Here is a 25,960-nt window from a genome sequence, read left to right as displayed (position 1 = left end):
TGGAAATTTTTATTAAAATCCGAAAATGACCTAAATGAAATTTGGGGGCTCTCGCCCCCTTCTGTTAGAACTAAGGCCTTGAAAATAACAGGAGGCCTTTCGTGTTAAAACTGATCCTTCCCCTGATCCTACTTAGCGCCACATCTGCTCAAGCATCTTTCGTGGCTGTGACTGAATGTAACTCAGCTTCAAAAACTCACACCCTGAAGGTGGTTCAGGCCGGCGAAGATGTTCTGGTTATGCTGGACAACAAAAAAGAATTGAACGGTGGCGAATTCGGTGGTCGCAACCCAGGCCAAAAGAAACATAAAGTCACCGGAAAAGCTCTGACAACTTACCGCGTTCATGACATCAGCATCCCGGAGTTCCGTGAAAGCGGTCATGCCACAGAACTGGTGGCCGGCATGATGTTCTCTCGCTCAGAGTTCGACGGCGAATATGATATGGTTCATGCCTATGCCAGTGAGTTGGTTCACGACCTTGAGTGCAAATAAGCACGAAGCCAGCTCAATTCTGAAAAATAAAAAACCCACAATCCTGACAGATTGTGGGTTTTTACTTTTTCTTACTAGTAAGCTCTTAGTGAGTGGTGTCGAGCATTTTAACCACTTCTTCAATATGCTCAGTTTCCGTACGCACCATAGAACGAATCAGCTCTTCCAATGCCACATCGTCATGACAATGTTTCAAAACAGCTTTGTACTTTTCCAAAGCTGCCTCTTCAAACTCAAGGCTTTCTTTAAGGATGTCCAAAACCTTGTGAGTTTTAGTCTCTGGAACTGCAGACACACGCAACGTAGGGTGACCACCCAAAGCTGTCACCTTTTCACCGATAATGGAGGCGTGCTGATAACCTTCATTGGCCTGCTCGTGGAACCATTTAACAATAGGAATACGGTTTGGCCCTTTCACCATCAATGCATAGTGAAGATAACGAACCACACCAGAGATCTCCATCTCGATAATTTCATTCAATAGATCAACAACAATTTTATTTTTATCTGTCATAAGACCTCCCTGTTCATTCATAGGAATGATTGCAGAAAGCCGAGGTCAAAGCAACAAATGAAAACATACTGAGAATAACCAAATTTGATTATCGTTTTCGATAAAGTCCGGGCAAAAAAAAAGGGAGCTCAACAGCTCCCTTCTATAGTTCTATTAAGGTCTATTCATCGTCCAGTTCATCATCGCCAACGACTCCGAGATTGTATTTTTCTATGCGATAACGCATGGATCGGAAGGAGATATGAAGCAATTTAGCAGCTCTCTTCTTCACCCCGCCTGCAGAATGGATGGCCTTGATCAAAAGCTCTTTTTCGATCTGCCCCATCACCTTATCCAAATCAACCCCATCGTCACCGATTTCGATTTCATTGGAAGAAGCCATTTTACGACCTGAAGACGTATTCACCATCGGCGGCAAGGATTCCGGAAGAATCGTCGCGCCACCTTCCAACGCCACTGTGCGCTCGATCATATTTTCAAGCTCACGCACGTTTCCTGGGTAGTCATACTTTTTCAGGATTTCCATCGCTTCCGCACTGATCGCGCCGATGTTCTTATTCAAACGCTCGTTGTACTTCTTCAAGAAGTGATTTGCGAGCAATGGAATATCGTCACGACGGTCACGCAAGCCAGGAGTTCTGATATTGATAACATTCAAACGATAGAACAAATCCTGACGGAAGCCGCCTTTTTGCACCATCTCTTCAAGATTACGATTGGTTGCAGCGATGATACGAACATCCACTTTCATATCATCAGTGGCACCCACTCGACGGATCACGCGCTCTTGAATCGCACGAAGCAATTTCACCTGAATCGTCAAAGGCAACTCACCGACCTCATCCAGGAACAGTGTGCCGCCGTCAGCAACCTCAAACAGACCCGCTTTATCAGCCACGGCCCCCGTGAAGGAACCTTTTTTGTGACCGAACATTTCTGATTCCATCAAGTTCTCAGGGATGGCACCGCAGTTCACTGTTACGAACGGACGATCTTTCAAAGGACCGTTGTAGTGAATCGCTTTGGCCACCACCTCTTTACCGGTACCGGATTCCCCTGTGATCAAAACGTTGGTTGGCGTCTGTGCCACGCGCTTTACCATATCGTAAATTGCATGCATCGCCTGAGAGTTCCCCACCATATTCTGGAAGGAGTACTCTTTCACCAATTCCTTTTTCAGGGATCGGTTTTCCACTTCCAAATTGCGGGAGCGAAGCGCGTTTTGAATGTTCAAACGAACTTCATCAATTTTAAATGGTTTGGTCAGATAATCATAAGCACCCATTTTCATGGCTTCCACCGCAGTTTCCGTTGTACCGAAAGCTGTGATCAGCATGAACACTGTGTCTGGGTAAGATTCTTTGACGTGCTTTAAAAGCTCAATCCCCGTCACATGAGGCATCTGCAAGTCGGAGATGATCATGTCGAAAGTTTTTTTAGTAAGAAGGTCTTTCGCTTTTTGGCCATCCTCAGCCAAAGTGACTTCATAGCCTTCTTTTTTGAGCATGATCTCTAAAAACTCGCGGATTGATTCTTCGTCATCGACAACAAGAATTCTCGACTTCATTTATGCGCTCCCACGTCCTTGTGTTAAAAACTATTCTCTCAGTTTGCTCTTGGAAAAGTCAAAATAAACTCAGTACCTACGCCCACTTCACTCTCGACAAAGACCTGCGCCCCATGCCCTTCAAGAATCTTATGAGTCACAGCTAGACCAAGGCCCGTGCCTTTGGGCTTCGTCGTGTGGAACGGTTCAAACATTTTCTTTTTCGTTGCTTCACTCATCCCACAACCCGCATCGCGAATGCGCACACGCACTTCTTTGTCCGTGGCGAGTGCCTTCACCGCAATCTGTGGATTCTGAGAATCATTCATAGCCTGATAGGAATTGATGATGATGTTCAAAAAGGCCTGCTTTAGTTTATCCCGACGACCCAAGATTTTAAGTCCATCAGCGTACTCACGGACCTGCGCAGTGTCGGCACGCACTTGTGCATTCAGCTTCATGGAATCCAGAATCTCTGTCAGCAACGCCGAAAGATCCACGGGATCTGTGGGCGGAACTTCCGGACGCGCATAATCCAGGAACTCTGTGATCAGATTATTCAGACGATCAATTTCCCGCAGAATAATCTTCATCAACCGACGATCGTCATCGTTATTCACAGTTTGAGTCAGCAATTCAATACTGCCGCTGATACCCGCCAAAGGATTGCGGATTTCATGGGCAATCCCCGCTGCCAACCCACCCACGGCAGCCAGCTTTTCATTTTGGCGCGCGGCATATTCAAGCTGACGAATCTTAGTCAGGTCATCAAACAAACCGATCGACAAATGAGCCTGCAGTTCCGGACTGTAGATTTTGGACAACGTCATACCCAAAATTTTCGGATTGCTGTCATTGGGGGATGTGTACTTCACATCCCCCTTGAATAAGCCTTCGGTTCTTTTTGTCTCGGGGAACAAGGCATACCAATTCTGACTCAGCAAATCCGGGAAACCCAGGATCTCCGCCGCGGAAGAGTTGGCCTTCACCACCTCACCGGCCTCAGTGAAAGACACCATTCCAGTAGGAATGTTCTCGACCAAAACTTCATTCAGTTCCTGGGCCGAGCGAAGGCTGGCACCCGTTTCAGTCAGCTCTTTACCCACCGACTGAAGCTGCTCACTCAGATATCCGGACAAAGCAGCCACCGAGAAGAAGGCGATATTATTCAATGCCAACAGGAAGAAGAAGTTCAACGCCTTCATTTCTGGCGAAAACAGAGCTGCAATTGTAAAGAAAATGCTGGTGAACAGCGCCAACGTCACCGCACCAACACCCCGGCATGCGATCCCCGCAAGCAGAATGTTGACCAAATGCATGAACAGGAACAAGGACTGATTGATGCCCGAATAGTAGATCAAAAGCGAGATCAGCAACGAATCAACTACAAAGCCAACAAACAACCAGCTTGGATTCCTAAGCAGTCGTTCCCATTCGGCAAACCACATGAGGTGCATACCAAAGGCAATACTCAAGATACCGTAAAACGGCCCCAAGACTTGCCAATTGACGAAGCCTTCCTGAAACACACTGGAAATAACACTGATCAGAAGAATCAACGCAAAAAGGCTGACGCGTGCAAATTCCACCGTCAGCCCCTGATTCTTACTGTTCTGCAGAGCAAAACTTAAACGCATCTATTGAACCACATCCGCCATGCTGAAGATAGGAAGATACATCGCCACAACCAGAACCGCGATAATACCACCCAGAACCACCATCAAAAGAGGCTCAAGCAAAGAAGTCATGGCTTTTACTGCTGTTTCCACCTCATCTTCATAGAAGTCGGCAATCTTGCCCAGCATGATATCCATGGTACCGGACTGCTCTCCGATGGAGATCATCTGAACGACCATCTCTGGGAATGCTTTTTCTTTGGCCAGAGGAGACGCAAAGGTGCGTCCGGCCGTCACGGATTCCTTACAACGCAACAAAGACTGTTCGATAACCACGTTCCCGGCCGTCTTTGCTGAAATTTCAATCGCCTCAATCAAACCCACGCCCGACGCCAACAATGTTGACAAGGTTCTGGTCAAACGGGCAATCGCAGACTTCTGCACCACTTCGCCGAAGACCGGCGCTTTCATGATGAAGCGATCAAAGGTGTCTTTTCCAGCGTCCGTTTTCAACCACTGCATCAAAGCCATCGGCCCAAGCACAGCCACACCGATATAGATGTACCAATTGGTGATCATCGAGTTACTCAGGGAAACCACCATCATCGTCAACATTGGTGGTTCTTTACCTGAACCGGCGAAGAACTCCATAAACTTAGGAATGATAAAGACCAAAATACCAGCAATAACAATCATCGCCACAATGATGATCACAACCGGATAAACCAACGCCCCTTTTACCTGCGCTTTGATTTTTTCAGATTTTTCCATATAGCTGGCCAAACGCTGAAGAATACCATCCAGGATACCGGCTTCTTCACCCGCCTGAATCATATTCACATACAATTTATCAAAGACATTTGGCACCTGGGCCATAGAGTCTGCCAGACGGCGTCCGCCTTCGATGGAAGTTTTAACTTGTGCCGAAGCCTCTTTCAACAAACCCGGTCGCAGACCTTCAGAAAGAATCTTCAATGAATCCACCACAGGAATACCCGCATTGATCAAAGTGGCAAACTGACGGGTGAAGATCTGCAAGTCCTTCCCCTTAACCGATGGCGCAAAAAGGCTGGTGCTTTTTCCTGCTGAACTACGGGTCGCACCAAAGGCCACCACTCGCACCGGCAACAACTGCTGAGCACGCAGGCGGATGATGGCTTCCTGCTGAGAAGCGGCCTCGATCTCGCCTTGGACCATTTGGCCGGTTGCATTTTTCGCTTGGTACTGAAACTTTGCCATCTTAGATACCTACCTTCTTCAGAAGCTGATCCAGGTTGTCAGGTTGTCGGGACACCTCAAATGCGGTTTTCAGGTCCACACGTCGGCGAATCAAATGTTGTAACAAAGACTGATTCAAAGTCAGGATGCCGGAATTTTCCGGGGCCTGAAGCAGCAGATTTTCCAGAGCCTTGAAATCCTGCTCTTCAACCAGGGCACGAACCTGCGGCTTCATCAGCAGCACTTCGTGCGCAAAAATCTTTTCACCACTCAGTCCCGCAACAGGATACTGGCCCGAGGCCAGAGTCAGCACTTCCGCCAATCTTGGCGCTCCATGCTCTGCAAAGCGCTCTCCCAAAGTGGACAGCACACGACGAAGGGCATTCGTCACAGAGGGTGCTTTCATGGAGTAAATCACAAAGGTGCCCTGCTCTGCCAAAGACATGGCCTCAAGCAAGGATTCCTCATCCGCGAAACCATCGAACACCACCATATCCACACCGGACATCAGGCATTCTCGTTCTTCGGGACGGGCGAATTCACCATTGTGGTAGATATAGCAGGACTTGGCTTCCTTCACTTGCGGGAAGGCTTTGCGCGAATAGACAACTCCCAGGAAGGATTTTTCCTCCGAAAGTTTCTGCAAAATACGATGCAAGGCCCAGACTTGTCCGGCCTCTCCCGGACCCGAAAGCAAAACCAGCCCTTTCATACGCAGGCAGGTTTCGATCAAAGATGGTGGAAGCTGAATCTCCTGCCTTCCGCCGTCAAGATCCATATCCAAAACAGCCTTCATCGTGGTGTCATGCTGGAAGAATGAAAAACCAATGCGCAGACTGTCCAGTGCAGCTTCACCCTGCACGACCCCTGTGGTTTCAAGAACCGCTTTTTGCTGAGTGCTTAGCAGACTTTGCTGCAAAAGATTCCACTCGGTCATCAAAGCCGGAGTCGAGCGTAAACTAGTCCAGCCGGACGGAACGCGAATTCGCGGCTCACTGCCGACGATGAATAAAAACTCTTCCGCCTTCTTGGCCTTGGCCTGCAAAAGGAGCTCAGTCAAACTCATTAGGTGTCCTTCACTGATGCATTGAGCACTTCTTCAATAGTTGTTACGCCACGTTTTAGTTTTAACAGCGCACTTCGGCGCAGAGTTCGCATTCCCTGCTCGCGAGCCAGATAACGAAGTTGTCCGGTGGAGGCCCCCTTCAGGATGGCCTCTTTCATCTTTTCCGTCATCGCCAACAACTCATAGATCGCCAGACGCCCCTTGATACCGGTGTTGTTGCAATTCGCACAACCTTTACCACGCATCAGCTTGTAGTCGCCGATCTCGGCCTGAGGAACTCCCAAATTCAACAAGGTCTGCGCCGGGACCTCTACAGGAGCTTTACAGGATTCACAAACCTTACCCACCAGACGCTGGGCCACGATCAAGTTAACAGTGGAAGTGATAATATAAGGAGCCACGCCCATTTCCGTCAGACGTATCACCGTTCCCGGAGCGTCATTCGTATGCAGCGTACTTACAACCAAGTGCCCCGTGGAGGCCGCTTTGAAAGCGATCTCTGCTGTTTCAAAGTCACGAATCTCCCCCACCATAACGATGTCAGGGTCCTGACGAAGGAATGACTTCAAAGCGCTGGAGAAATTCAAATCAATATCCGGATTCATCTGAACCTGGTTGATACCTTCCAAGTTAAACTCGACCGGATCTTCCGCTGTGGAAATATTCACATCAGGCTGATTTAATTCCGCCAAGGCAGAATAAATCGTCGTGGTCTTACCAGAACCTGTCGGTCCGGTGATCAGAACCATCCCTTGCGGAAGATTGATTGTCGATTTGAAAATCTTCAGGTCGTCTTCCTCAAACCCCAACTTGGTCATATCCAGTTGCAAATTCGATTTATCCAAAAGACGCAGAACAACCTTTTCACCCCACAACGTCGGCAGAACACTGACCCGGAAGTCCATCTCTTTGGCTTTGGTACGAACCTTCAAACGTCCATCCTGAGGGCGACGTTTTTCTGCGATATCCAACTTGGACATGATCTTAATACGTGAGGCGATCGCTGCCGCCGTACCCGCCGGAGGTGCCGTTGCTTCCACCAAGTTACCGTCAATACGGAAACGCACGCGGTATTTCTTTTCATAAGGCTCAAAGTGAATATCAGAAACTTTTTTGCGAATTGCATCCGCCAGAATCGAGTTCACGAACTTGATGATCGGCGCATCTTCCTGCCCGGAATCCTGGTCAATGATCTCGGCCTGAGGTCCGACCCCCAGAATCAGATCATCATCATCAACCGCACTCATGGTGTTCAAAGATTTGGTGTTGATGCTGCCGCCATAGTACCTTTCGATACCAGAGGCAATGGCACTTTCGGTTCCGACCACCGCTTGAATACGGCAGCGGGTGATAAAGCGCAAATCTTCCTTAACTATAATATTACTGGGATCAGCAAAAGCCACGACCAGCGTGTTCCCTGCTTTTTGCAAAGGAATCAATGTGTTCTTCTCACACACATCTTTGGGAATCATTGCGATGACAGATTGATCAATCTCAAAAGTATTAACTTCAACCCCCGGAACTGCGAAATGTTTTTCAACAGCGCGAAGGATTTGGTTATCTTTTAAGAATCCCAACTGGATGATGGAATTGGTCAATTTTTGGCCGGTTTTCTTTTGCTCTTCCATTGCAGCTTGCAATTGGTCAGGCTTCAGCAAACCTTGCTTAACTAAAATTTCCCCGATTTTGAGTGAAGACATTAGGACTCCCCTGGACTAAATTTACTCCAGGGTGCCATTTTTTGTAACTAGACGGAGGGAGAGTTTTGTTTCAAAAACTGATTCCACCTGTCGTGAATCTCTTCCCTACTTAGGTCATGGTCTGGTTTTAGGCGCTGCAACCACAACAAGGTCAAAGCTTCAGCCACAAGAATCGGATGCAAAACCCGCAGATCTGCCTTTTCAGCTTCTTCCAAAAGAAGATTCTGCAGCGGCAGAAGATTCAAATCCAGAGCATACCCCGTTCCATTCATATAATTGAAGTAAGACAGATCGGCCAACAAAGCCTGTTGCGTTGAAAGATCCACTGTATTCACGACGATTCCCGCACTTACCGCCTGCATCGTCAGTTCATCTGTCGGCAAGGCATGAAAACGGATCCCCAGATGTGAGCGCTGCAGAGCCTGCTGGTGCTCTGCCAGTCCGTCACGTTCGCCCACCAGATAAATATCACTGATACCCATCAAGGCCAAGACAGAGGCCACAACACGAGCTTCTTCCGCATGCCCAACAACAAAAGCCGGAGCCCGGATATCCAAATCCCGGGCCTGCGCCACCAACACCTGACGTAAAGCCTCGTGCAACAACACCCGGGGATACCAGGATCCATCTTCAAGAAAGAAGGAATCCAAAACATCCACCGAACGCACTTGCGTGGTGGAAACCTTCATCGTCGGCAAAATAGCCGAAGACAGCTTAGGCTCCACTTTGACTGCGTCCGCGCCCCGCAGGGATTCTTCTGAAAACTCGGTGAAGATCGCAAAGTCCCAACCCCAGCCTTTTTCCGCTGAAAGATGTTGCAGGAATCCGACCAACTGACCGTGAGTTCCTGAAGTGCGAATCTCATGTATTCTGAGGGTGCTCATCGAAGTACTTTCTGGCTTGAGCCATATCAAGGTGAATTTGATTTTTCAGTTCTTCGATGCCCGAGAATTTTCTTTCGTCGCGCAGGAAGTGCTTCAGATAAACCTCGACCTCCACACCATAAAGATGAGCATCGAAATCAAACAAGTGAGTTTCAATCTTGACAGGCCCCTTGCCATTTTCATGGAAGGTTGGATTCACCCCAATATTCGTGATCGACGGATGCATGTGCGACCCAATGCGAGTCAGTGTGCAATACACTCCCTGACGAGGCACAAATTCGACATCAGGATGAATGTTGGCCGTGGGCACCCCGATAGTGCGTCCCCGCTGGAAGCCTTTTTCAACATGGCCACGCACATAGTAGGTGCGCCCCAAAAGTTCATTGGCTTTCCCGACCTCGCCGTTTTTCAGATATTCGCGAATGCGCGTCGATGACACCACTTGGCCTGCCAACTGAAAAGGAGGAATGATGATCAAACAAATGCCTTTTTCCGCACAGTACTTTTCCAGAAAAGGAATGTTACCAGCCCGATCCGCACCGAAATTAAAATCATGCCCCACGACCAGCGTTTTTGGGTGAAGCTGTGCAAGAATGTACTGATCCAAAAACTCTTGAGGCGTCACTTTGGCAAAGTCCTTGGTGAACTCTTCGATAATGACGTTTTCAACACCTCTTTTTTCAAACTGTTCCTGCTGATCCTTCAGATCAAAAAGGCGATAGGTTGCCCGTTCAGGGTGAAGAACCTTCACAGGGTGAGGGTGAAATGTATAGACCACCGAGGGAACACCGAAATACTGAGCTTCGCGAACGACATTCTCGATAAGTTGCTGATGGCCCAAATGGACCCCATCAAAATTCCCTATAGTGACAACAGAAGCGGCCAAAGGCGCACTTAGGTGTTTGGCTCCTTGATAAACATGCATATTTTTCAATATACCCCCATCCCCTCCATCCGGTAAATCGTTTTGCCGCCTTCTGGGACCCTTGCCCCGACCCTTCAAATACTTCGTTCACATCCCGGTTAAACCTTGAATTTTTTAATAAATTTGCTATGTTGCGACGCGTGCAAAAGGACCTAATTCAGCATCTTAAATTCCGACTCGAAGTCCTGCTTCGTTTCTTCTCCCGACGCCGGGGTTTTTGGCTTCGTTGCATCTTGTGCTGGCTGATCGGCTGTCTGGCACTGTCCAATGACGAAATCACGTCTTACGACCAGCGCTTCCAACTGCGTGGTGACCAAAAGACCTCTTCACAGATTGTTTTGATCACGATTCGTCAGTCGGACTTCTCGATGATCTACGATTCGCGCACCAACTTCCTGGACAACATGAGCGAAGTGACGGACATCACCGACAGCTTTTTCTGGAACAAGCCACTGTGGTCCGAATTGCTTTTACGCATTCTTCGCCAGAACCCCAAGTCTGTTGGCGTGACTCTTTACTTCGGTGACAACGTCGGCACCGTGCGGATGACTCCCGAGGAGCAACGCCTGTTCCTGGACCCTCGCGTGGTTTGGGCGTCCACCACCAATTCCCTGGAACGCATTCTGATGCCGGTATTCACCAATCGCGAACACTCCAACCTGGGAAGCAATGAAGTGCGTCGGGATGAAGACGGTGTCGTGCGCCGGGTCTTCCCGCAAAGAGCCGAGATGCCACATCTGGTGGAAAAAATCACGGGCAAGAAGTTCCCGACCCAGCTGGCTGGTCTTCCGATCAACTATCGCGGCTCAAGCCGGGTCTTTAAGCAATATACTTTGAGCGAGATCATCTATGATGAGCTTCCCGCCAATGCCTTCACCGACAAGATCATTTTGATCGGTGCAGAAACATCGGCAGCACCCGTCTATATGACACCTATGGGGACCTTGTCGCGCACTGAAATCCTGGCACATATCACCGACACTGTTCTGGGCAACAAATGGATTCAACGCCTGCCCTTTATCTGGTATGCCGCCGGATTCTTTATCCTGATGCTGCTGGCAGTCTTTGTCATCACCACCTATCCGCAATCAGTGGCCCTGTTCTGTATTGTGTGGATCGGGACCTTGCTGGCGGCCTTGTCAGCGTGGGTGTTTGACAGTTTCTATTTCTGGTCCCCGGCCTTTTCTCCGTTCATTCTGCTGGGAACAAGCTGGATCATCTTCATCGGCTATCAAGCCACGAAGATCGAACGACAGAACTTCCGCCTGCAACAGGAACAAGAATATCTGGCCGAGCTGGAACAGCTTAAAAACAACTTTGTGAGCTTGATTTCCCACGACTTAAAGACCCCTATTGCGAAGATTCAGGCCATCGTGGATCGACTGCTGACTCAGCACTCGCAGGAAGAAGAACTGGGACAGGATTTAAAATCTTTGCGTCTGTTCAGTGATGAGCTGAACCGTTATATCCAGTCCATCCTGAAGGTTTTGCGTGTGGAATCCCGGGACTTCAAGATCAACAAAGAAGTGGCCGACATCAACGAGATCATCGAAGAGGCTTTGCAGCATCTGCGTCCGTTGGCGCGCGAACGTGGTATTGAAATCCACACTGCGCTGGAGCCGATGTTCTCGGCCGAATTCGACACCACGCTACTGAAAGAAGTTGTTATCAATCTGATTGAAAATGCGATCAAGTACACGCCTCGCGGCGGTCAGATCGAAGTGATTTCCCATGAATCCGAAGAGGACATTCATGTTCTGGTCAAAGATACCGGAGAGGGAATCAAACCTGAAGACATGGAAAAAGTCTGGGGTAAGTTCACTCGCGGAAGCGATCAGGATCTGCGCACCAAAGGAACGGGGCTGGGTCTTTATCTGGTTAAATATTTTATTGAACTCCACGGCGGTAAAGTTTTGATGGAAAGTAAAGTGGGCCAAGGCACCACGGTTTCTTTCACTTTGCCGCTGGAATCTGAAGAAGATGAGGTGCTGCTATGATGACAAAACTCCACACACTGATTGTCGATGACGAGGCGGAACTGCGCCGTTCAGTAATTTCCATCCTGAAGTCCACGATGCCGGAAATCGAGTTCACCGTTGAAGAAGCGGCTACCGGCCGCGAAGCCTTCGAGAAAGTGAAAGAACAACAGTGGGATCTGGTTCTGATGGATGTAAAGATGCCGGAAATGAATGGTCTTGAGGCCCTGACCGCCATCAAAGAACACGATCCCCGCACGTTTGTGGTTTTGATGACGGCACATTCGAATCTGAATGATGCGGTTATCGCGATCAAAGAAGGTGCTTATGACTATGTTGAAAAACCAGTTCAACCGCAGCGCCTGACTGAAATCGTACGTAAATGCCTGGAAGCCCGCGACCTGATTTCAAGCCTTGCCATGTCCAATCCGGTTTTTGATGACGATATCGAAAGCGAGATCGTCGGCGGTTCCTCTAAAATGAAAGAGGTCTTCAACCTGATCTATCGCCTGTGCAAAGTGGATACCACAGTTCTAGTACGTGGTGAAAACGGAACGGGTAAAGAGCTGGTGGCACGTGCCATCCACTTCAACTCCCCTCGCAAGTCCGGGGCCTTTGTAGCGATCAACTGCGGTGCTATCCCCGAAAGCTTGATGGAAAGCGAACTGTTCGGTCACGAAAAAGGTGCTTTCACCGGAGCGGTAGAAAGAAAGATCGGAAAATTCCAGTTGGCTAACAACGGAACTTTGTTCCTGGATGAAATCGGTGAACTTCGCCCGGATATGCAGGTGAAACTTCTGCGCGTCCTGCAAGAGCGTAAATTCACCCCGGTGGGCAGCAACCGCGAGGTAAAAACCACAACTCGTATCATTGCCGCCACCAACCGCAATCTGGAAAAGATGATGGAAGAGGGTGAGTTCCGCGAAGACTTGTTCTATCGCCTGAACGTAATGCCTATCTTCCTGCCGCCTTTGCGCGAACGTGCGGATGACATCGAGGCTTTGGCTGGCAACTTTATTAAAAAATTCTCCAAACAACATGGTCGTCAGATCACCAGCATCACTTCGGAAGCTTTGGACATGCTGAAGTCCTATCGCTGGCCGGGGAACATTCGTGAATTGGAAAACATCATTGAACGTTCGTTTATTGTGGAAAACAGCCACCAGATCACCGTGGATTCCCTGCCGGATTCTATCAAGCTGGCTCCGAAAGAGGGCGCAGATAAAACCGCCAGCGTGGGCTATTCAGGTCCTTTGGACTTTGACGCCTTCAAGGAAGAGATGGAAAAGGAATTTATCATCAGCGCTTTGAAAGCCAACAACGGTCGAATCAATCAGACAGTCGCACAGGCGAATATTCCAAAGAACACATTGCTGAGAAAAATCCGTAAGTACGGCATCAACGTGAAGGAATATACTAACGAAGAATAAATCCGGCAGCGCGAAGGACTTCCTCTGCCGGGATGTCCTTCATGCATACATGGGTTTTAATCGGACAGACCTTGTGGCCGTGCTTGCCGCAAGGTCGACAACGAAGCTCACTTTTTTGTACAACGTAGCTTTCCGCAGACCAAGGACGATAGCCAAACTCCAGAATCGTCGGACCAAACACCGCAATCAAAGGCGTTTCACAGACCGCTGCTAAATGTGTCGATGCACTGTCATTGCCGATCAATAAAGCCGCTCGCGCAATCAATTGTGCCGACTCGATGATCTTGGTTTTGCCCGCCAGGGATGCCGAGCCCGGAATCTGATCAGCAACTCGTTCTGCCAGGGTTTCTTCCCCAGGCCCGCCCATGACATAGATTTTATAACCTTGCTGTTGCAAGGCCTTACCTGTGCCAACAAAGCCCTCTTCCGTCCAGCGTTTGGTGGCCCACACACTGCCCGGGAAAATCAGAATGGCCTTACCGTCCTCGAAGCCTTCCAGCTTGAATTTATTCTTTAACTGCTCAAAGAGTTCTTGATGCTTCAACACCTGCGCACGCTGAGACATGGAGGCCCATACCGGAGGCGCCGACAGCTGTCCTTGCTCGGAAGGCAGATAGGGTTTGGCCGTTTGGATATAGTTCTTTAGATTGTTTTCCAGCTCAGCATCGAAAGGTGTCAACAGACTCAGTTGTCTCATCGCATCTGGTAAGCGCACATCACGCACTACCCGTTCATCAAAGACAAAAAAGTTCCAGGCGTTTTTATAAGAGATCTTATGTTGAGCTTTGATCTGCGCGCAGAACAAAACTGTGCGCACGGACTCATGCGGGGAAATCAGGTGATCTACTTGTTCTGTTTTAAGCAGCTGCAGAATATGACTGTAAGTGTCTTTTTTGCCTTTTTCGATTTCATAAATCTGATCGACAATGCCCGCTTTCAGAAAGAAATCGCCCAAACCTTTACGACATACCAATCCCAATTTGTGCTCAGGCCACAGGGCCCGACACTTCTTAAGGAGCGGGATCGACAGCAGTAAGTCGCCCAGAAAGGCGGTTTGCACAACAAGATTTAAGGGCATTAAGAACTTCCTCTAAAGAGACCTGATCGTAGCACATAATCGACTTTTCACAAGTCCTCTTCCAGCATGGACTGCAAGGGCTTTGCGCCAGAAGCTTAAATCCTCTGTCATAGATATCAATTTCGTGAGCACAGGTTGGACCAAACCAGGCGATAACTTGTTTTTTTTGAGAGATGGCCATGTGCATACCCAAGCTGTCGCCCGTCACGATAACATCGCAGGCCGCCACACTGACCAAGCCATCACGCAAACCTGACTCTGTCGCGGAAGAAATCACCGGCAGACCTTGAGAAATTCTCTGATTGCGTTCAGTATCTTCGGGGCCGCCCAACAGGACAATCTCTGCTTGCGGAAGCTCCTTAAGAATTCTTGCTATCACCTGGCGGTGATATTCGACTGTCCACTTTTTTGCTGCAATCACATTACTGCAACCCGTGTTCAGACCAATGATGATTTGCCTGTTATTCAGCGACAGCCATTCGGAACGACGACTGTACGCACTCTTTTCTTCGGTGGCGGTCAATGGCAGCCAATATTCGTCCCGGCGATAGGGGCCAATTTCCAAAGCTTCAACCATCAACTGCGTTTCGGGTTTTTGATTCACGAAAAACTTTTTGTGATCATCAAGACCCAGCTCCCAAAGTTCGGTCGCCGCTTTTGTCGCCGGAACAATAGCGCCATTGCGGCCTTGAACCTTGAAACCGAAAAGCTGATCCACCTTTGTTCGACTCACCACTCCACAGGCCTTTAAAGATTTATCAACGACAAAGCCGATTTCGAAATCCAAAGAGGACAGTTGCAACAGATCCGCTTCGCTGGTCGTCAACACCCGATCAATCGCAGGATGATTCTTTAAAAGATGATGAGCTGGTGCATCCGTAACCCAGGTGATCATGGAAGACGGATACTTACGTTTCATGGCCCGCAATAAACTGGTGCTACGAACCACCGCCCCCAGAGCACCTAAGTGAACAATTAAAATTGAAAGCGATGGAATGTCTTTATGCTGGCAACTGGCGTTGCAGGACGCACTTTTTGAGCATGGTTTATAACCTGAGAAATATCGACAATCCACAATGGCCATATTCTGATTCTATGTCAGGTGAAAGCGGCGCACAGGTCCAGCCCTGCATTTAAGACCTTTGTATTGTCAGCCTTTGAATGCCAGAATCATTTTATGAGATTTGAAAAAGAACAGGTCCAGCTTCAGCCTCTTCAACTGCAACCCGCTTCTGACGGCGGACTGGTGACTGTTCTTCCCACCCGAAAAAGCTTTCGCCTGAGTCCTTTGCAGTATTCCTATCTCGATATTTTGAAGAATGGAACTTCGGTCGAAGGCTTAGTGCAGTTCTTTCTGGGCCAGGGGTGGTTGGTCAACTTCCGGGAACTCTCTGCCCTGCTGGAGTTTCTGGTTCATGAAGGAATTCTGCTAAACCCGGTGATTCGCGATTATTTCAGCAAAGCGGCGGCGCAAGCCCAGGCGGCAGGTTCTGGCTTGGGACCACAAGTCTCAGGTGGCCCTTCGGTGTCCCCTCAAAGCCTTCCATTCTTTCGTTCTTTGGATGCAGACCTGGCGCAGTTCCTTTTACAAAAGGCCGAACGCTTCCAAGTTCCGGCCCACATCAAAGTCATCCAGTCCGGCAAGAACGATCGTGATCTTTTTATCCTTCTGAAAGGTCAGGCTGGAATCTATCGTGTGATGGATGCCCAACATCGGCAGTTGGTGGCAGCCCTGGAGGCTGGAGCATTATTCGGTGAAAGTGGGTTCTTGCTGAATCAACCGCGCACCGCTGATGTGATCACCTTGACCCCCTGCGAGATCCTGCGCGTGCGTCACCTGCCGGAGTTTGATCAGCTGATTAAAACCGAAAAAGCGCAAAGCCTGCAACATCGCTTCTGGATTTTGCAGGCCCTGCAGTCCTCGAATGTATTTAAAAAACTTCCGGGCGACTGTCTGGACAGTTTGATTTTCTCAGGCCGCCTGGTGAAGGCTCCTGCCCATCAAAGGCTGTTCAATGAAGGCCAACCGGCGAATACCTGCTACATAGTGGTTCAAGGTAGCGTCGTGATCAGTCAGCAAGGACGAAACATCAACGTGATGGGACAGGGTGCCTGCTTTGGGGAAATTTCGCTGCTTATGAGCGGTGGTCAGCGCACCGCCAGCGCGACAACTCAACATGAAACGGTTCTGCTTGAAATCCAACAAAAAGATTTCTATCGAGTGCTGTCTCAAAACCTGTTCCTGGCAAAAGAAATCGAAACCCTCGCCGCCCAACGTCTGCAAGCCGACCAACAACGCTAAAAGGAAATTCCCCCGCAGCACAACGAAGGAGATGGGCCGTTTTCAGCGGCCGGGCTTGATTTCGACGACTTCGGAGATGAGTGTTCCGATTTTAATTTTGGATTCGATTCTCAGGATGTACCTGCGATCATCATCCGACAACCAGATGAAGTTGTCCCCGATAGGTTTGAATTTTCCTTTAAGAGTGATATTAGGCTGAACCACAATTGCCTTCATCGGCCCTAGCTTTGTTTCCAAAACTTCGCGGCGGATGGCCTTGCCGGAAAACACCAGGTTTTCTTTGTCGTTCCCAACGCGGAATGAATACTCTTTCCCCGTTTCCCACTGGAAGTTTCGCATATAGAAAATCGCGCTATAGACGTTCTGAGTGTAGGGCAGAATATCCCAGGTTTCTTTTTTCTCTTTTTCGCCGTCTTCTTTCGTCACTTTCTTTTCCCAGAAAGTGGCCACGCCCTTGTCAGTATCAAACAGCATTTTTGCTTCTCTCAACTGACCGGATTCTTTGACGTGCAACTGGAACACTCGTGGTACCAGATCTTCAAAATCCACAAAGGTCTCAACACGATCTTCGACACTGTAAAAGGTCGAAAACAAAGAGCTGGTTTTGATTTCGACAGCAAAGGTATAAGCCTTGCGACTGTTCACTGTCGCAAAAGGTTCGACCTTCATGCGCAGTTCTCCGGCAGAGACCTTGAAGTAATGCACGTCATGCACGACTTCTTCGCCTTCACGGAAGGGGTCTAAAATCGGACGACGTCCGTTAAAACCAGTGGAGTCTTCCAATTCCGGTTGTCTGACGGCCACATCAGAAGCGTTGGATTTTTCTTCCATCTTCTTTCCCTTAGCTTTGTCAGTTTTCTTTGCTGGGGTTGCAGCTTTGACGGCAGCCGCCGGTTTTGCCGGAGCTTTTACTGTCGTTTTTGCTGGAGCCGAGCTGCTAACCGCTTTGGCGGGCTCGGTCTTTTCCGCAGTCGGAGCAGGCGCGGAAGGCTCTTCGGCTTTCTCTGGTTGTTTGACAATCTTAACAGCCTCTTCGAACTCTTCATTCTTTTTGAGCTGATCTGCCTTCTCGTACTTCAAGAACGAAGTCGAACAAGCTGAAAACAACAAAGCTGAAGTCAAAGCACCAAGAAGCAGTTTAAAATTCACCGGAAATCCTTCCAACGTCGATGCACCCACATCCATTGTTCAGGGTGCTTTCTCACAATCTGCTCAAGCTTATCACTGAACGTTTGAGTCATATTGAGAGTCGTCTGATCCTTATCATCAGTCACACAGGAGGCCGTGTCTATCGCTGGCTCGACAACGACATGAAGTTTCTTATCTTCCCCCTCATAGGTATAGATAGGAAGCACGGGGGCTTTGGTTTTTTGCACAAACAAAGCTAGACCATAGGCTGTGCCTGTTTTCTTGCCAAAAAAGGTGGTCTCAATCCCAAAAGGGCGACCCATAAACTGATCCAGAACAAAAACCAGGGCTTCGTTTCTTTTCAAAGCTTTCAGAATTTCAAAGGCGTTGTTGGGAGCGTGGGCATCGATGTATTTCACACCTTTTGCTCCTCGCACCGAGAACCACAGATCATCAAACCATTTTGTTTTGAATCTTTTGGTGATGATATTGACGTCCTGCCCGTTTATCACGATAGCATTGGAGGCCAGGTCCCCGTTTCCCAAATGAAGTGTCAAAAAGAACATCCCCTTGCCTTGAGCCCGGGCCTTTTCAATATTTTCCCACCCATGAAAGACCACGTTCTTCTGAATCCATTCTTGCGTGACCGAAGGAATGAAGAAGAATTCCGCAAAATTATATCCTAACTGATAAACCGACTCGCGGCCGATTTTCTTTTTTTCTTTCGCAGTCTTTTCCGGGAAAGCGATATCCAGATTATCCAACACAATCTTTTTACGGAAACCGAAGACATCAAACCACAAAAAGCCCACCCAGGACCCGGATTTGCGCAACCACTGGCGCGGAATCAAAGAGCTGAAGAAAACCATCACACTAACGAAGAACTTGATTAATAATTTCATGAAGACGTCCCTTCTTGCCCACTTCCGCGACCTCCAAAGAGGCACTCCACAGCAAAGAAGCATCATTGAACAACTGGCGCAACTTGACCGCATCCTTTTCGGTAGAGATCAAATAATCGGCCTGGGATTTTTTAAACTGAGTTTCCAGGTTTTTCACGTCGTCGGCCGTGTACTGATGATGGTCGCGGAAATGCCTGCTCATTGGCGACACCTCCCCAAGCTCCCCCATCATTTTTTCAAACACGTCCGGACGGGCAATAGCTGAAACCAGGAAAAGTTTCTTTCCTTTAAGATCCGCGCGCGACACCGTGGCTTGAGTCTTTTGATTGCGGCACTGCTGAATCTCGTAACCGAAGTAAAGAATTTCTTTATCTTTAGGCAGACGGGCTTCCAGTTGCTTTAACTGTTCTTCCGGTGCCAGATTGCATTTGGAAAGAATCAGAACATCCGCACGCCCAATCCCCTGCCAGGATTCACGGGCTCGTCCTTCGGGAAGAACTTCGTAATTGGCAAGACTTTCAGTCGCATCCAAAATCACGATATTCAGATCACGCGCCAAGCGGCGGTGCTGAAAACCATCATCCACAATCAGAAGATCGTACTGGCCTTTTTCAACAGCGTACTTGGCCGTTCGCCATTTGCTGGGGCCGACATACACAGACACTTGAGGATTGGCTTGCGCCAACAAGACCGGCTCATCACCGAAATAACGAGCAGCAAAGGGATGATCCACATCCACCAAACAAGGTGAAGAGGCATCCGCCCGGTAAGAACGGCTGATCACCGCCACTTTTTTCCCCTGGGCCACCAGCTCTTTGAGACAGAAATCCGTGATTGGTGTTTTTCCGGTTCCACCCACTGTCAGATTTCCGATACTCACCACAGGTACGGGAGCCTTATAAGCCCCGATCACACCTTTATCGTAGAGGTTGTTCTTTACCCCTACGACCTGGTCATACAGAAAAGAAAGTGGACGAAGATAAAATCTCATCAGGTGAAATACTCATCAAGGGCCTTCACCACTCGCTGAGTGGCCCCTTTGTCGCCGAGATATTGACGAAGCTGTCCTAGCTCAGACACCACAGAATCGTGATACTGCTTGTCCACGATATAGCGTTCCAGCAAAGCCGCCAGATGTTCAGGTGTCACTTCGGATTGGAATCTTTCAGGCACGGCCTGTTTGTTCAAAATCAGATTTACCAGGCCAAAATACTTGGTCCCACGCACGAAGAGCTTTGCAAAAACTCCGGTCAGCCATTTCATTTTATACATGATGACCATCGGCTTTTTCAGCAAGCCCACCTGCAAAGTCGCCGTCCCAGAAGCCACCAACATCATATCCACCAAATGAATCATGCGGAAAGGTTCGTCTTTTAAAAGCATGTATGGAAGACGGAAATCTTCCAACAAATCCTGCATGTATTCTTTGCTGAAGGTCGGCGCGGTTAAAATAAGAATCTTCAGATTCGGGAATTTTTTCGACAAGATACGAGCCGTATCCAACTGGATTTGGAAGTGCTGCTTCACTTCCAAACGACGACTTCCCGGCATCAAGCCCAGAACGATTTCATCATCGCGAATACCACATTGGTTGCGATGAGTTTTCAGATAGTTTTTATCGTCGATCAAGCGCTCGTCCAATTCATCCAACAAGGGATGTCCGACGAAGTCACATGGCACACCATGCTCTTCATAGAAGGGCACTTCAAACGGGAACAGGACAAAAACTTTTTGACAGTACTTTTTGATCGTCTTCACACGGCCCTTACGCCATGCCCAGACCTGCGGAGAAATATAATAAACAACCGGAATACCCAAGGCGTGCAGTTTTTTTGCCAGCATCAGGTTGAACTCCGGATAGTCCATCACAATGGCCACTTTCGGACGGCGCTTTTCAGCTTCCGCCACCAGACTGTCAAAAACACCTTTCAGGTGACTGTAGGCACTGATAATTTCAGCGGCGCCAACGACAGCCATTTCTTCGGACTTGCCCAATCGTTCAAATCCGATGTCTTCCATATCCTGACTGCCCACTCCAAACGCATGAACTTTACGTCCCTGCTTCTTCCAGGATTCCAGAATTCTTTGAGCATACGTTACGCTGGAGGCTTCCGCCGCCACCATCAAGACCTGATCCATCAACCCTCAATCATTCTTCGCACGTCTTCAATGGCCTTCAGAGCTTTCAACCCATCCAGACCTGTGACGACAGGTTGTTTGTTATTCAAGACACAGTCGATGAAAGCGTCCGTTTCCCTTTGCAGGGCATCGGCTTTTTCAACGCTCCATTTCGTGACAGTCAAAAACTCATCACCGCCCGGCCCTGGAACCACTTTTTCGAGTTCCATAGTGCCCGTCTGGGCAAACAGCGTGCAGCCATCCTGCAACACACGAATGGATCGTTGTGCCACCGGAGCCACCCGGCTGACATTGATCATCACCTGCATGCCGTTTTTCATTTTGAACGACACAGAGGCTGTATCCAGCTCTTTGGAGATAAGTTTGGTTCCGGTTCCAGTCATGGATTCAATCTCAGAACCCGTCAGCCAGAACAGCAGATCCATATCGTGGATCATCAGATCATGCAGCACACTGACATCCGAACCACGCTTATTGTAAGGTGCAAAACGAGTCAGCTCGATGAACTTTGGATTCTTAAGATGCTTTTGCAGATCATTGATGGCCGGATTGAATCTTTCGATATGCCCCACGGCCACTTTCAAGTTCTTCGCCTGCGCCAAAGCCAAAAGCTCTTCCGCCTGTGCCACAGTGGCAGTGATCGGCTTTTCCACGTTCACGTGAATGCCGTTTTCCAGGAACATTTTCGCCAGTTCAAAATGGCTCAATGTACTTGCCGCGATCGTCACCAAATCCACATGACCAATCAGATCCTGCGGTTTGTGGAAGCTTTTGACTCCCAATTCCAGGGCAATTTTGTCCGCCTGAGCCGGGAAATGGTCACAGACCCCCACCAACTCCACATTCGGATTGTTTTTGTATTTCTGAGCATGGAATTTACCCAGGTATCCAACCCCGACCACGGCACCACGAAGCTTTTGATTACTCATCGTCCTGCCATCCTTTTGGACTTCTATCAACGGCAATACCACGTTTGGAGCTTCTGATGAAATTGATGAAGTATTCAATGTTCGGGCTCATGGTGCACTCTTGCAGGATGCGCTCGATACCCTCTTCCACCGTGTGAGATCCCATGATGATGATACGAATTGCTTTATGAACGTTTGCAACTTCCTCACGCGTGTAACCTTTACGGCTCAGACCGATCTTATTGGTCGCACGGATCGTCGCATACGTGCCTTGCGCACGACAGAATGGAAGAATGTCTTTGTTCACAATGGAAGAGCCCGCAACGAAGGCGCCCTTACCCACTTTCGTGAACTGATTAAATGCACAGACCCCACCGATCGTCACACCGTCTTCAATTTCACAGTGACCACCCAGATGCGAGTTGTTGGCAATGACCACATTGTTTCCAACTTTGCAGTCGTGCCCAATGTGCGTGTACGCCATGAAGTAACCGTTGTCGCCGATTTCCGTTTTCCCGTCACCCTTGCTTGTTGCCAGGTTGGCGGTGGAGAATTCACGGAAGGTATTGTTATTGCCGATAATCAATTTGGTTGGTTCACCTTTGTAGGAAAGATCCTGAGGAGCCCCCCCCGATAACAGCACCTGGACAGAAGTGGTTGTTTTCGCCGATTTCAATAATCCCGTGACGTGAACCCAATGTCACATGGCCCTCAACGAACGTGCCTTTGCCAATAAAACCTTTACCCTGGATCAAACAGTAAGGACCGATCTCTACGTCGTCGGCGACTTGGATGTCTGGAGAAATAATACTGCTTGGATGAATTTTATAATTTGCCATGGTCTATAATCCCTAATACTGCTGCCAAGTCCAGCTTCCGCGTCTGCCGACGCTTCAGCCTCCTCGGCGAAGCCGAATCAAAAAAAGGGCCTTGGTAGGCCCCTTTTTCGTTTTCTTATCAACTACTTTTCTTTTTCAAAGGCCTTGATCACTTCTTCTGTCAAATCTGCATCAGAAGTTGCGTAAAGAACCATTTGAGAATTTTCGATCACCAGAGTGTAGCCTTTTTCTTTAGCCAACTTAGAGATCACTTTTTTCATCTTTTCCAAGATCGGAGCAGTCAGCTCACGCTCTTTTTTCTGAATTTCGATCTGGCTTTTTCCAACCACATCACGGTACTTCAGCATTTCTTCTTGGAACTCAGCTTGTTTTTTACCAAGAGCTTCTTCAGAAAGAACAGACTTTTTCTTTTCCAAGTCTTCGCCCATCTTTTTCAAGTCAGCTTCTTTTTTCTCAAGTTCTTTTTTCTTCTTATTGAAATCAGACTCAAGTTCCGTTTTTGCTTTCTTACCTGCAGAAGTGGATTGAATCGCTTTTTGCATATCAACGAAACCAACTTTTGCTTCTGCTTGCGCCAAAGATGCCGTCAGTAGCATGCTTAGCACGATCAACATTTTTTTCATTCCCAAATCCTCCTTAAAGGTATTTTTAAAACTTAACTAAATCCAGCTTACGCGCCTGTCGGCGCCTCAGCATCTGCGGCTGCCGCCGTTAGAACGACGGGCCGATGGAGAATTCGAAGACGGTGGCGTCGTGGTAGATGGAATTGCGGTTTAGTGGGAAGCCCCACTCGAAGCGCAAGACCCCGATTGGAGAGTACCAACGGATACCGAAACCAACGTCTGCGAAGAAGTCCCCTTCTGTAAGGATGTCATCCGCAGCACCGACGTCGAAGAATCCAGCTCCCATGATGCCAGCTTCCTTCACCAAAGGGAACTGTAATTCCGTCTGGTACATCGCCTGCTGAACACCACCATAGAAACGCATGGACTGCTCTTTGGCCTTCTCAGGTCCCAACTTCCCAACAAGGTCATTATAGATCATTTGGGACTGTTTCATTTTTCCCACACGGTAGGAACGGTAACCACGCAGCGAGTACGGGCCTCCAAGCAAATACAATTCACTGAAGGGCACTTCCTGGCCTTCCAAAGAATCAATGCGGGCATATTGGATGTTATTTCGCCACACTACATCCCAGAACAAATTCTTATAGTAACGGAAGTTCGCAGTTCCGCGAGTGTATTTCAGATCTCCACCCAGACCGGCGTATTCGTAAGAACCGCTCGTATAAATACCACGGCTTGGCATTTGGCGGTCATTACGCGTATCGAATTCAATACTGGCGGTCAAAGAACTGGTCACGCCGGATGCGGTCTTTAATGGGAACAAGTCCGGATCTGTAATCAACTTGCCGTTTTCGTACTTTTCCTCAAGCTCGGTGTCATCGTACTTATACTTCAGGAAACCGCGCGTGTATTCAGCGATAGGATGGCCCAAACGGATCGCACCACCACGGTGATTCTCGTCATAGTCCACACGACCGGAGTTCGCACTCTGATAGATGTCCGCACCCAACGACCACAAGGTGTCGCGGAAATACGGCTCAGTGAAGGACAAGCTGTAGTAGCTGCCGGTGTTGCTTAGATTCAAGGACGCGCCCAGATTTTGACCTTTACCCAGGAAGTTGGCCTGATTCACAGACCCCTGCAAAGTAAAGCCCTGAGATGTCCCGTAACCCGCACCCACTTGGATCTGTCCGGTGTTACGCTCTTTCACCGCGATGTCCACGTTCATGACTTCCGTGCGCTCTGGATCAATCGACGTCTTGAAGTTCACTTCCTCAAAGAAGCCCAGGCGCTGGATATTTTCCAAAGACTGACGACGACGGGTTTCGTTGTAAAGCTCACCCTCGTGCACCTTCAACTCACGACGGATAACCTTATCGCGAGTTTTGGTGTTGCCGATCATGTTGATCTTACCGAAGTAAACCTTGTTGCCCTTGTCGAACTCAAACACCAGGTCCACGCGGCGTTCTTTGTCATTAAAGCGTGTGCGCGGAATCACGTTGGCATAAGCGTAACCAAGATCCCCGTACTTTGCGGTCAGCTCGCTGATGTCCTTTTGCAGGACGTCGTATGCAAACACACCGTTGTCATCGATATTGATCACTTCACGCAGTTCGGATTTCGGGAACAACAGGTCCCCGGCAAAATCCACGTCGCCGACATTGTACTGTTCACCTTCCTCGATACGGATGGTGATATAGATGTTCTTCTTATCCGGAGTCACCGTCACTTGAGGACGATCGACCTTAGCCTGAACGTAACCTTGGTTCCAGTAAAGGAAACGCAGGATTTGCACATCACGCTCGAACATCTCTTGTTTGTACTGACCGGAACCACTCAATCCCGAGAAGAAACCACCTTCTGACGTCAGCATTTTGGATTTCAAGGCGCTATCGCCCAGATGTTTATTGCCCAGGAAAGTGATCTTCTTCACTTTCACTTTATCATTTTCACGAACCTTGAAAACCAAACGAACTGTTTCGTCTTTGGTCACTTCCTGAACTTCGTAATCCACTTTCGCCAGGAAGAAGCCCTTGTCCTCGTAAAGCTTTTGGATCTTCTCTACCGCTTCTTTGACTTTGGCCATATTCAAAAGCTGATAGGCCTTGATGCCGGAAGCATCGGCCATGTCTTCAGCTTTGACTTCGCTGTTGCCTTCGTAAGTGATTTCCACGATGGAGGGCTTTTCCAGCACTTTGTAAGTCAAAGTGACTTCTTTGCCAGTGACTTGACGACTGACTTCGATGTCGTTGAAGAATCCAAGATTGAACAAAGAAAGAACGTCAGCACGAATATGATCTGCTGAATACTGCTCGCCTACTTTTGTAGTGATCTTTGCAAGAATAGCGTCTTTTTCAATCTTGCGGTTGCCAGAGACTTCAATGGTTTTAACAATCAGACCCGAAGACACTTCCGCTGCTGCCTGAACAGGAGCTTTCGTCTTCGTGGTTTTCTTTTTGGCAGGAGCCGCCACAACCGTAGAAGTTAAGAATGTGATTAACAGTGCACAAAGAAGCTTACTCAAAGTTCCCATTCCCCATCATCGGGCCCGGCCCGGATTTTTAAAAATCTATAAGATTTCTAAGTACTTACAATTTCGATGAAGAATCGTAACTTAAGACCAAGGTCCTGTCAAAGCCGCAAAGCACAACCCCCTCAAAAAAAGAAAAACCCCTAAGGGGCGAGAAGGGTTCAGCCGCAAGGCGGAGGGGTCCCGCTGAAGCGGAGGC

Annotated in this window: 23 protein-coding genes; 4 read left to right on the top strand and 19 right to left on the bottom strand. The window is 48.6% G+C overall.

Annotated features, from left to right (window positions below; all coding sequences use genetic code 11):
• Positions 1–101: 101 nt before the first annotated feature.
• The gene (locus tag ACES2G_RS06600; RefSeq protein WP_374001616.1) at positions 102–494 is read left to right on the top strand and encodes a hypothetical protein; all 393 of its coding nucleotides are present in this window, start codon (positions 102–104) and stop codon (positions 492–494) included.
• A gap of 85 nt (positions 495–579) precedes the next feature.
• On the opposite strand, the gene ACES2G_RS06595 is transcribed toward ACES2G_RS06600, so the two are convergent.
• The 8 genes from ACES2G_RS06595 to ACES2G_RS06560 all read right to left on the bottom strand — a co-directional run bounded on the left by ACES2G_RS06595 (position 580) and on the right by ACES2G_RS06560 (position 9,963).
• Entirely contained in the window at positions 580–1,008 is a 429-nt protein-coding gene (locus tag ACES2G_RS06595; protein WP_347357603.1) for a ferritin-like domain-containing protein, read from the bottom strand.
• Between the two features lie 160 nt (positions 1,009–1,168).
• On the bottom strand, positions 1,169–2,575 hold the full coding sequence (locus ACES2G_RS06590; RefSeq protein WP_374001615.1) for a sigma-54-dependent transcriptional regulator: 1,407 nt from the start codon (positions 2,573–2,575) through the stop codon (positions 1,169–1,171).
• A 38-nt stretch (positions 2,576–2,613) separates the two neighbouring features.
• On the bottom strand, positions 2,614–4,191 hold the full coding sequence (locus ACES2G_RS06585; RefSeq protein WP_347357601.1) for an ATP-binding protein: 1,578 nt from the start codon (positions 4,189–4,191) through the stop codon (positions 2,614–2,616).
• Positions 4,192–5,409: a type II secretion system F family protein gene (locus tag ACES2G_RS06580; protein ID WP_374001614.1), complete on the bottom strand. Its 1,218-nt coding sequence runs from the start codon at positions 5,407–5,409 to the stop codon at positions 4,192–4,194.
• A gap of 1 nt (position 5,410) precedes the next feature.
• Positions 5,411–6,454, bottom strand: a complete 1,044-nt coding sequence (locus tag ACES2G_RS06575; protein ID WP_347357599.1) for a twitching motility protein PilT — start codon at positions 6,452–6,454, stop codon at positions 5,411–5,413.
• Positions 6,454–8,154 (bottom strand): type IV-A pilus assembly ATPase PilB, encoded by a 1,701-nt coding sequence (gene pilB / locus ACES2G_RS06570; RefSeq protein WP_374001613.1) that lies wholly within the window; start codon positions 8,152–8,154, stop codon positions 6,454–6,456. The genes ACES2G_RS06575 and pilB overlap by 1 nt, the downstream gene beginning before the upstream one ends.
• Positions 8,155–8,201: 47 nt before the next feature.
• Positions 8,202–9,038: a hypothetical protein gene (locus ACES2G_RS06565; RefSeq protein WP_347357597.1), complete on the bottom strand. Its 837-nt coding sequence runs from the start codon at positions 9,036–9,038 to the stop codon at positions 8,202–8,204.
• Complete coding sequence (locus ACES2G_RS06560) at positions 9,016–9,963, bottom strand: bifunctional riboflavin kinase/FAD synthetase (protein WP_347357625.1); 948 nt, start codon at positions 9,961–9,963, stop codon at positions 9,016–9,018. Before ACES2G_RS06560 ends, ACES2G_RS06565 begins: the two co-directional genes overlap by 23 nt.
• Before the next feature lie 128 nt (positions 9,964–10,091).
• Between ACES2G_RS06560 and ACES2G_RS06555 the strand changes: the two genes are divergently transcribed.
• Together ACES2G_RS06555 and ACES2G_RS06550 are read left to right on the top strand one after the other, a co-directional pair.
• Entirely contained in the window at positions 10,092–11,960 is a 1,869-nt protein-coding gene (locus ACES2G_RS06555) for an ATP-binding protein (protein WP_374001612.1), read from the top strand.
• Positions 11,957–13,369: a sigma-54 dependent transcriptional regulator gene (locus tag ACES2G_RS06550; RefSeq protein WP_347357595.1), complete on the top strand. Its 1,413-nt coding sequence runs from the start codon at positions 11,957–11,959 to the stop codon at positions 13,367–13,369. The genes ACES2G_RS06555 and ACES2G_RS06550 overlap by 4 nt, the downstream gene beginning before the upstream one ends.
• On the opposite strand, the gene ACES2G_RS06545 is transcribed toward ACES2G_RS06550, so the two are convergent.
• Both ACES2G_RS06545 and ACES2G_RS06540 read right to left on the bottom strand, forming a co-directional pair.
• Positions 13,356–14,447 (bottom strand): glycosyltransferase family 9 protein, encoded by a 1,092-nt coding sequence (locus ACES2G_RS06545; RefSeq protein WP_374001611.1) that lies wholly within the window; start codon positions 14,445–14,447, stop codon positions 13,356–13,358. The genes ACES2G_RS06550 and ACES2G_RS06545 overlap by 14 nt on opposite strands.
• On the bottom strand, positions 14,380–15,366 hold the full coding sequence (locus tag ACES2G_RS06540) for a glycosyltransferase family 9 protein (RefSeq protein ID WP_374001610.1): 987 nt from the start codon (positions 15,364–15,366) through the stop codon (positions 14,380–14,382). The genes ACES2G_RS06545 and ACES2G_RS06540 overlap by 68 nt, the downstream gene beginning before the upstream one ends.
• 258 nt (positions 15,367–15,624) lie before the next feature.
• On the opposite strand from ACES2G_RS06540, the gene ACES2G_RS06535 reads away from it, so the two are divergent.
• Positions 15,625–16,749 carry a cyclic nucleotide-binding domain-containing protein gene (locus ACES2G_RS06535; protein ID WP_374001609.1) on the top strand — a complete coding sequence of 375 codons (1,125 nt, stop codon included), beginning with the start codon at positions 15,625–15,627 and terminating at the stop codon, positions 16,747–16,749.
• 42 nt (positions 16,750–16,791) lie between these two features.
• Here the strand turns inward: ACES2G_RS06535 and ACES2G_RS06530 are convergent, their stop codons facing one another.
• From ACES2G_RS06530 to bamA, 9 genes are all read right to left on the bottom strand, one after another.
• Positions 16,792–17,898: a DUF3108 domain-containing protein gene (locus ACES2G_RS06530; protein ID WP_347357591.1), complete on the bottom strand. Its 1,107-nt coding sequence runs from the start codon at positions 17,896–17,898 to the stop codon at positions 16,792–16,794.
• Positions 17,895–18,779, bottom strand: a complete 885-nt coding sequence (locus tag ACES2G_RS06525; protein ID WP_347357590.1) for a lysophospholipid acyltransferase family protein — start codon at positions 18,777–18,779, stop codon at positions 17,895–17,897. The genes ACES2G_RS06530 and ACES2G_RS06525 overlap by 4 nt, the downstream gene beginning before the upstream one ends.
• Entirely contained in the window at positions 18,751–19,770 is a 1,020-nt protein-coding gene (gene lpxK / locus ACES2G_RS06520) for a tetraacyldisaccharide 4'-kinase (protein WP_374001608.1), read from the bottom strand. Before lpxK ends, ACES2G_RS06525 begins: the two co-directional genes overlap by 29 nt.
• A complete protein-coding gene (gene lpxB / locus ACES2G_RS06515) occupies positions 19,770–20,918 on the bottom strand; it encodes a lipid-A-disaccharide synthase (RefSeq protein WP_347357588.1) in 1,149 nt (382 codons plus the stop codon). The genes lpxK and lpxB overlap by 1 nt, the downstream gene beginning before the upstream one ends.
• Positions 20,918–21,847, bottom strand: coding sequence for a Gfo/Idh/MocA family protein (locus tag ACES2G_RS06510; protein ID WP_374001607.1), 930 nt, complete (start codon positions 21,845–21,847; stop codon positions 20,918–20,920). Before ACES2G_RS06510 ends, lpxB begins: the two co-directional genes overlap by 1 nt.
• Positions 21,840–22,469: an acyl-ACP--UDP-N-acetylglucosamine O-acyltransferase gene (lpxA, locus tag ACES2G_RS06505; protein WP_374001606.1), complete on the bottom strand. Its 630-nt coding sequence runs from the start codon at positions 22,467–22,469 to the stop codon at positions 21,840–21,842. The genes ACES2G_RS06510 and lpxA overlap by 8 nt, the downstream gene beginning before the upstream one ends.
• Entirely contained in the window at positions 22,423–22,665 is a 243-nt protein-coding gene (locus ACES2G_RS06500) for a hypothetical protein (protein WP_374001605.1), read from the bottom strand. Before ACES2G_RS06500 ends, lpxA begins: the two co-directional genes overlap by 47 nt.
• Before the next feature lie 122 nt (positions 22,666–22,787).
• A complete protein-coding gene (locus ACES2G_RS06495) occupies positions 22,788–23,288 on the bottom strand; it encodes an OmpH family outer membrane protein (RefSeq protein WP_347357585.1) in 501 nt (166 codons plus the stop codon).
• Between the two features lie 88 nt (positions 23,289–23,376).
• Positions 23,377–25,764 carry an outer membrane protein assembly factor BamA gene (bamA, locus tag ACES2G_RS06490; RefSeq protein ID WP_347357584.1) on the bottom strand — a complete coding sequence of 796 codons (2,388 nt, stop codon included), beginning with the start codon at positions 25,762–25,764 and terminating at the stop codon, positions 23,377–23,379.
• Between the last annotated feature and the right edge of the window lie 196 nt (positions 25,765–25,960).

Origin of the sequence: Bdellovibrio bacteriovorus (genome assembly GCF_041888015.1) — a bacterium.
GTDB lineage: Bacteria > Bdellovibrionota > Bdellovibrionia > Bdellovibrionales > Bdellovibrionaceae > Bdellovibrio.
This window is presented reverse-complemented; position numbering and strand designations above follow the sequence as displayed.

Excerpts from the sequence above, each read along its gene's own strand:
- ACES2G_RS06595 (WP_347357603.1), bottom strand. The coding sequence starts at position 1,008 with ATGACAGATAAAAATAAAATTGTTGTTGATCTATTGAATGAAATTATC.
- ACES2G_RS06590 (WP_374001615.1), bottom strand. The coding sequence starts at position 2,575 with ATGAAGTCGAGAATTCTTGTTGTCGATGACGAAGAATCAATCCGCGAG.
- ACES2G_RS06585 (WP_347357601.1), bottom strand. The coding sequence starts at position 4,191 with ATGCGTTTAAGTTTTGCTCTGCAGAACAGTAAGAATCAGGGGCTGACG.
- ACES2G_RS06580 (WP_374001614.1), bottom strand. The coding sequence starts at position 5,409 with ATGGCAAAGTTTCAGTACCAAGCGAAAAATGCAACCGGCCAAATGGTC.
- ACES2G_RS06575 (WP_347357599.1), bottom strand. The coding sequence starts at position 6,454 with ATGAGTTTGACTGAGCTCCTTTTGCAGGCCAAGGCCAAGAAGGCGGAA.
- pilB (WP_374001613.1), bottom strand. The coding sequence starts at position 8,154 with ATGTCTTCACTCAAAATCGGGGAAATTTTAGTTAAGCAAGGTTTGCTG.
- ACES2G_RS06565 (WP_347357597.1), bottom strand. The coding sequence starts at position 9,038 with ATGAGCACCCTCAGAATACATGAGATTCGCACTTCAGGAACTCACGGT.
- ACES2G_RS06560 (WP_347357625.1), bottom strand. The coding sequence starts at position 9,963 with ATGCATGTTTATCAAGGAGCCAAACACCTAAGTGCGCCTTTGGCCGCT.
- ACES2G_RS06555 (WP_374001612.1), top strand. The coding sequence starts at position 10,092 with ATGTTGCGACGCGTGCAAAAGGACCTAATTCAGCATCTTAAATTCCGA.
- ACES2G_RS06550 (WP_347357595.1), top strand. The coding sequence starts at position 11,957 with ATGATGACAAAACTCCACACACTGATTGTCGATGACGAGGCGGAACTG.
- ACES2G_RS06545 (WP_374001611.1), bottom strand. The coding sequence starts at position 14,447 with ATGCCCTTAAATCTTGTTGTGCAAACCGCCTTTCTGGGCGACTTACTG.
- ACES2G_RS06540 (WP_374001610.1), bottom strand. The coding sequence starts at position 15,366 with ATGAAACGTAAGTATCCGTCTTCCATGATCACCTGGGTTACGGATGCA.
- ACES2G_RS06535 (WP_374001609.1), top strand. The coding sequence starts at position 15,625 with ATGAGATTTGAAAAAGAACAGGTCCAGCTTCAGCCTCTTCAACTGCAA.
- ACES2G_RS06525 (WP_347357590.1), bottom strand. The coding sequence starts at position 18,779 with ATGAAATTATTAATCAAGTTCTTCGTTAGTGTGATGGTTTTCTTCAGC.
- lpxK (WP_374001608.1), bottom strand. The coding sequence starts at position 19,770 with ATGAGATTTTATCTTCGTCCACTTTCTTTTCTGTATGACCAGGTCGTA.
- lpxB (WP_347357588.1), bottom strand. The coding sequence starts at position 20,918 with ATGGATCAGGTCTTGATGGTGGCGGCGGAAGCCTCCAGCGTAACGTAT.
- ACES2G_RS06510 (WP_374001607.1), bottom strand. The coding sequence starts at position 21,847 with ATGAGTAATCAAAAGCTTCGTGGTGCCGTGGTCGGGGTTGGATACCTG.
- ACES2G_RS06500 (WP_374001605.1), bottom strand. The coding sequence starts at position 22,665 with ATGGCAAATTATAAAATTCATCCAAGCAGTATTATTTCTCCAGACATC.
- ACES2G_RS06495 (WP_347357585.1), bottom strand. The coding sequence starts at position 23,288 with ATGAAAAAAATGTTGATCGTGCTAAGCATGCTACTGACGGCATCTTTG.
- bamA (WP_347357584.1), bottom strand. The coding sequence starts at position 25,764 with ATGGGAACTTTGAGTAAGCTTCTTTGTGCACTGTTAATCACATTCTTA.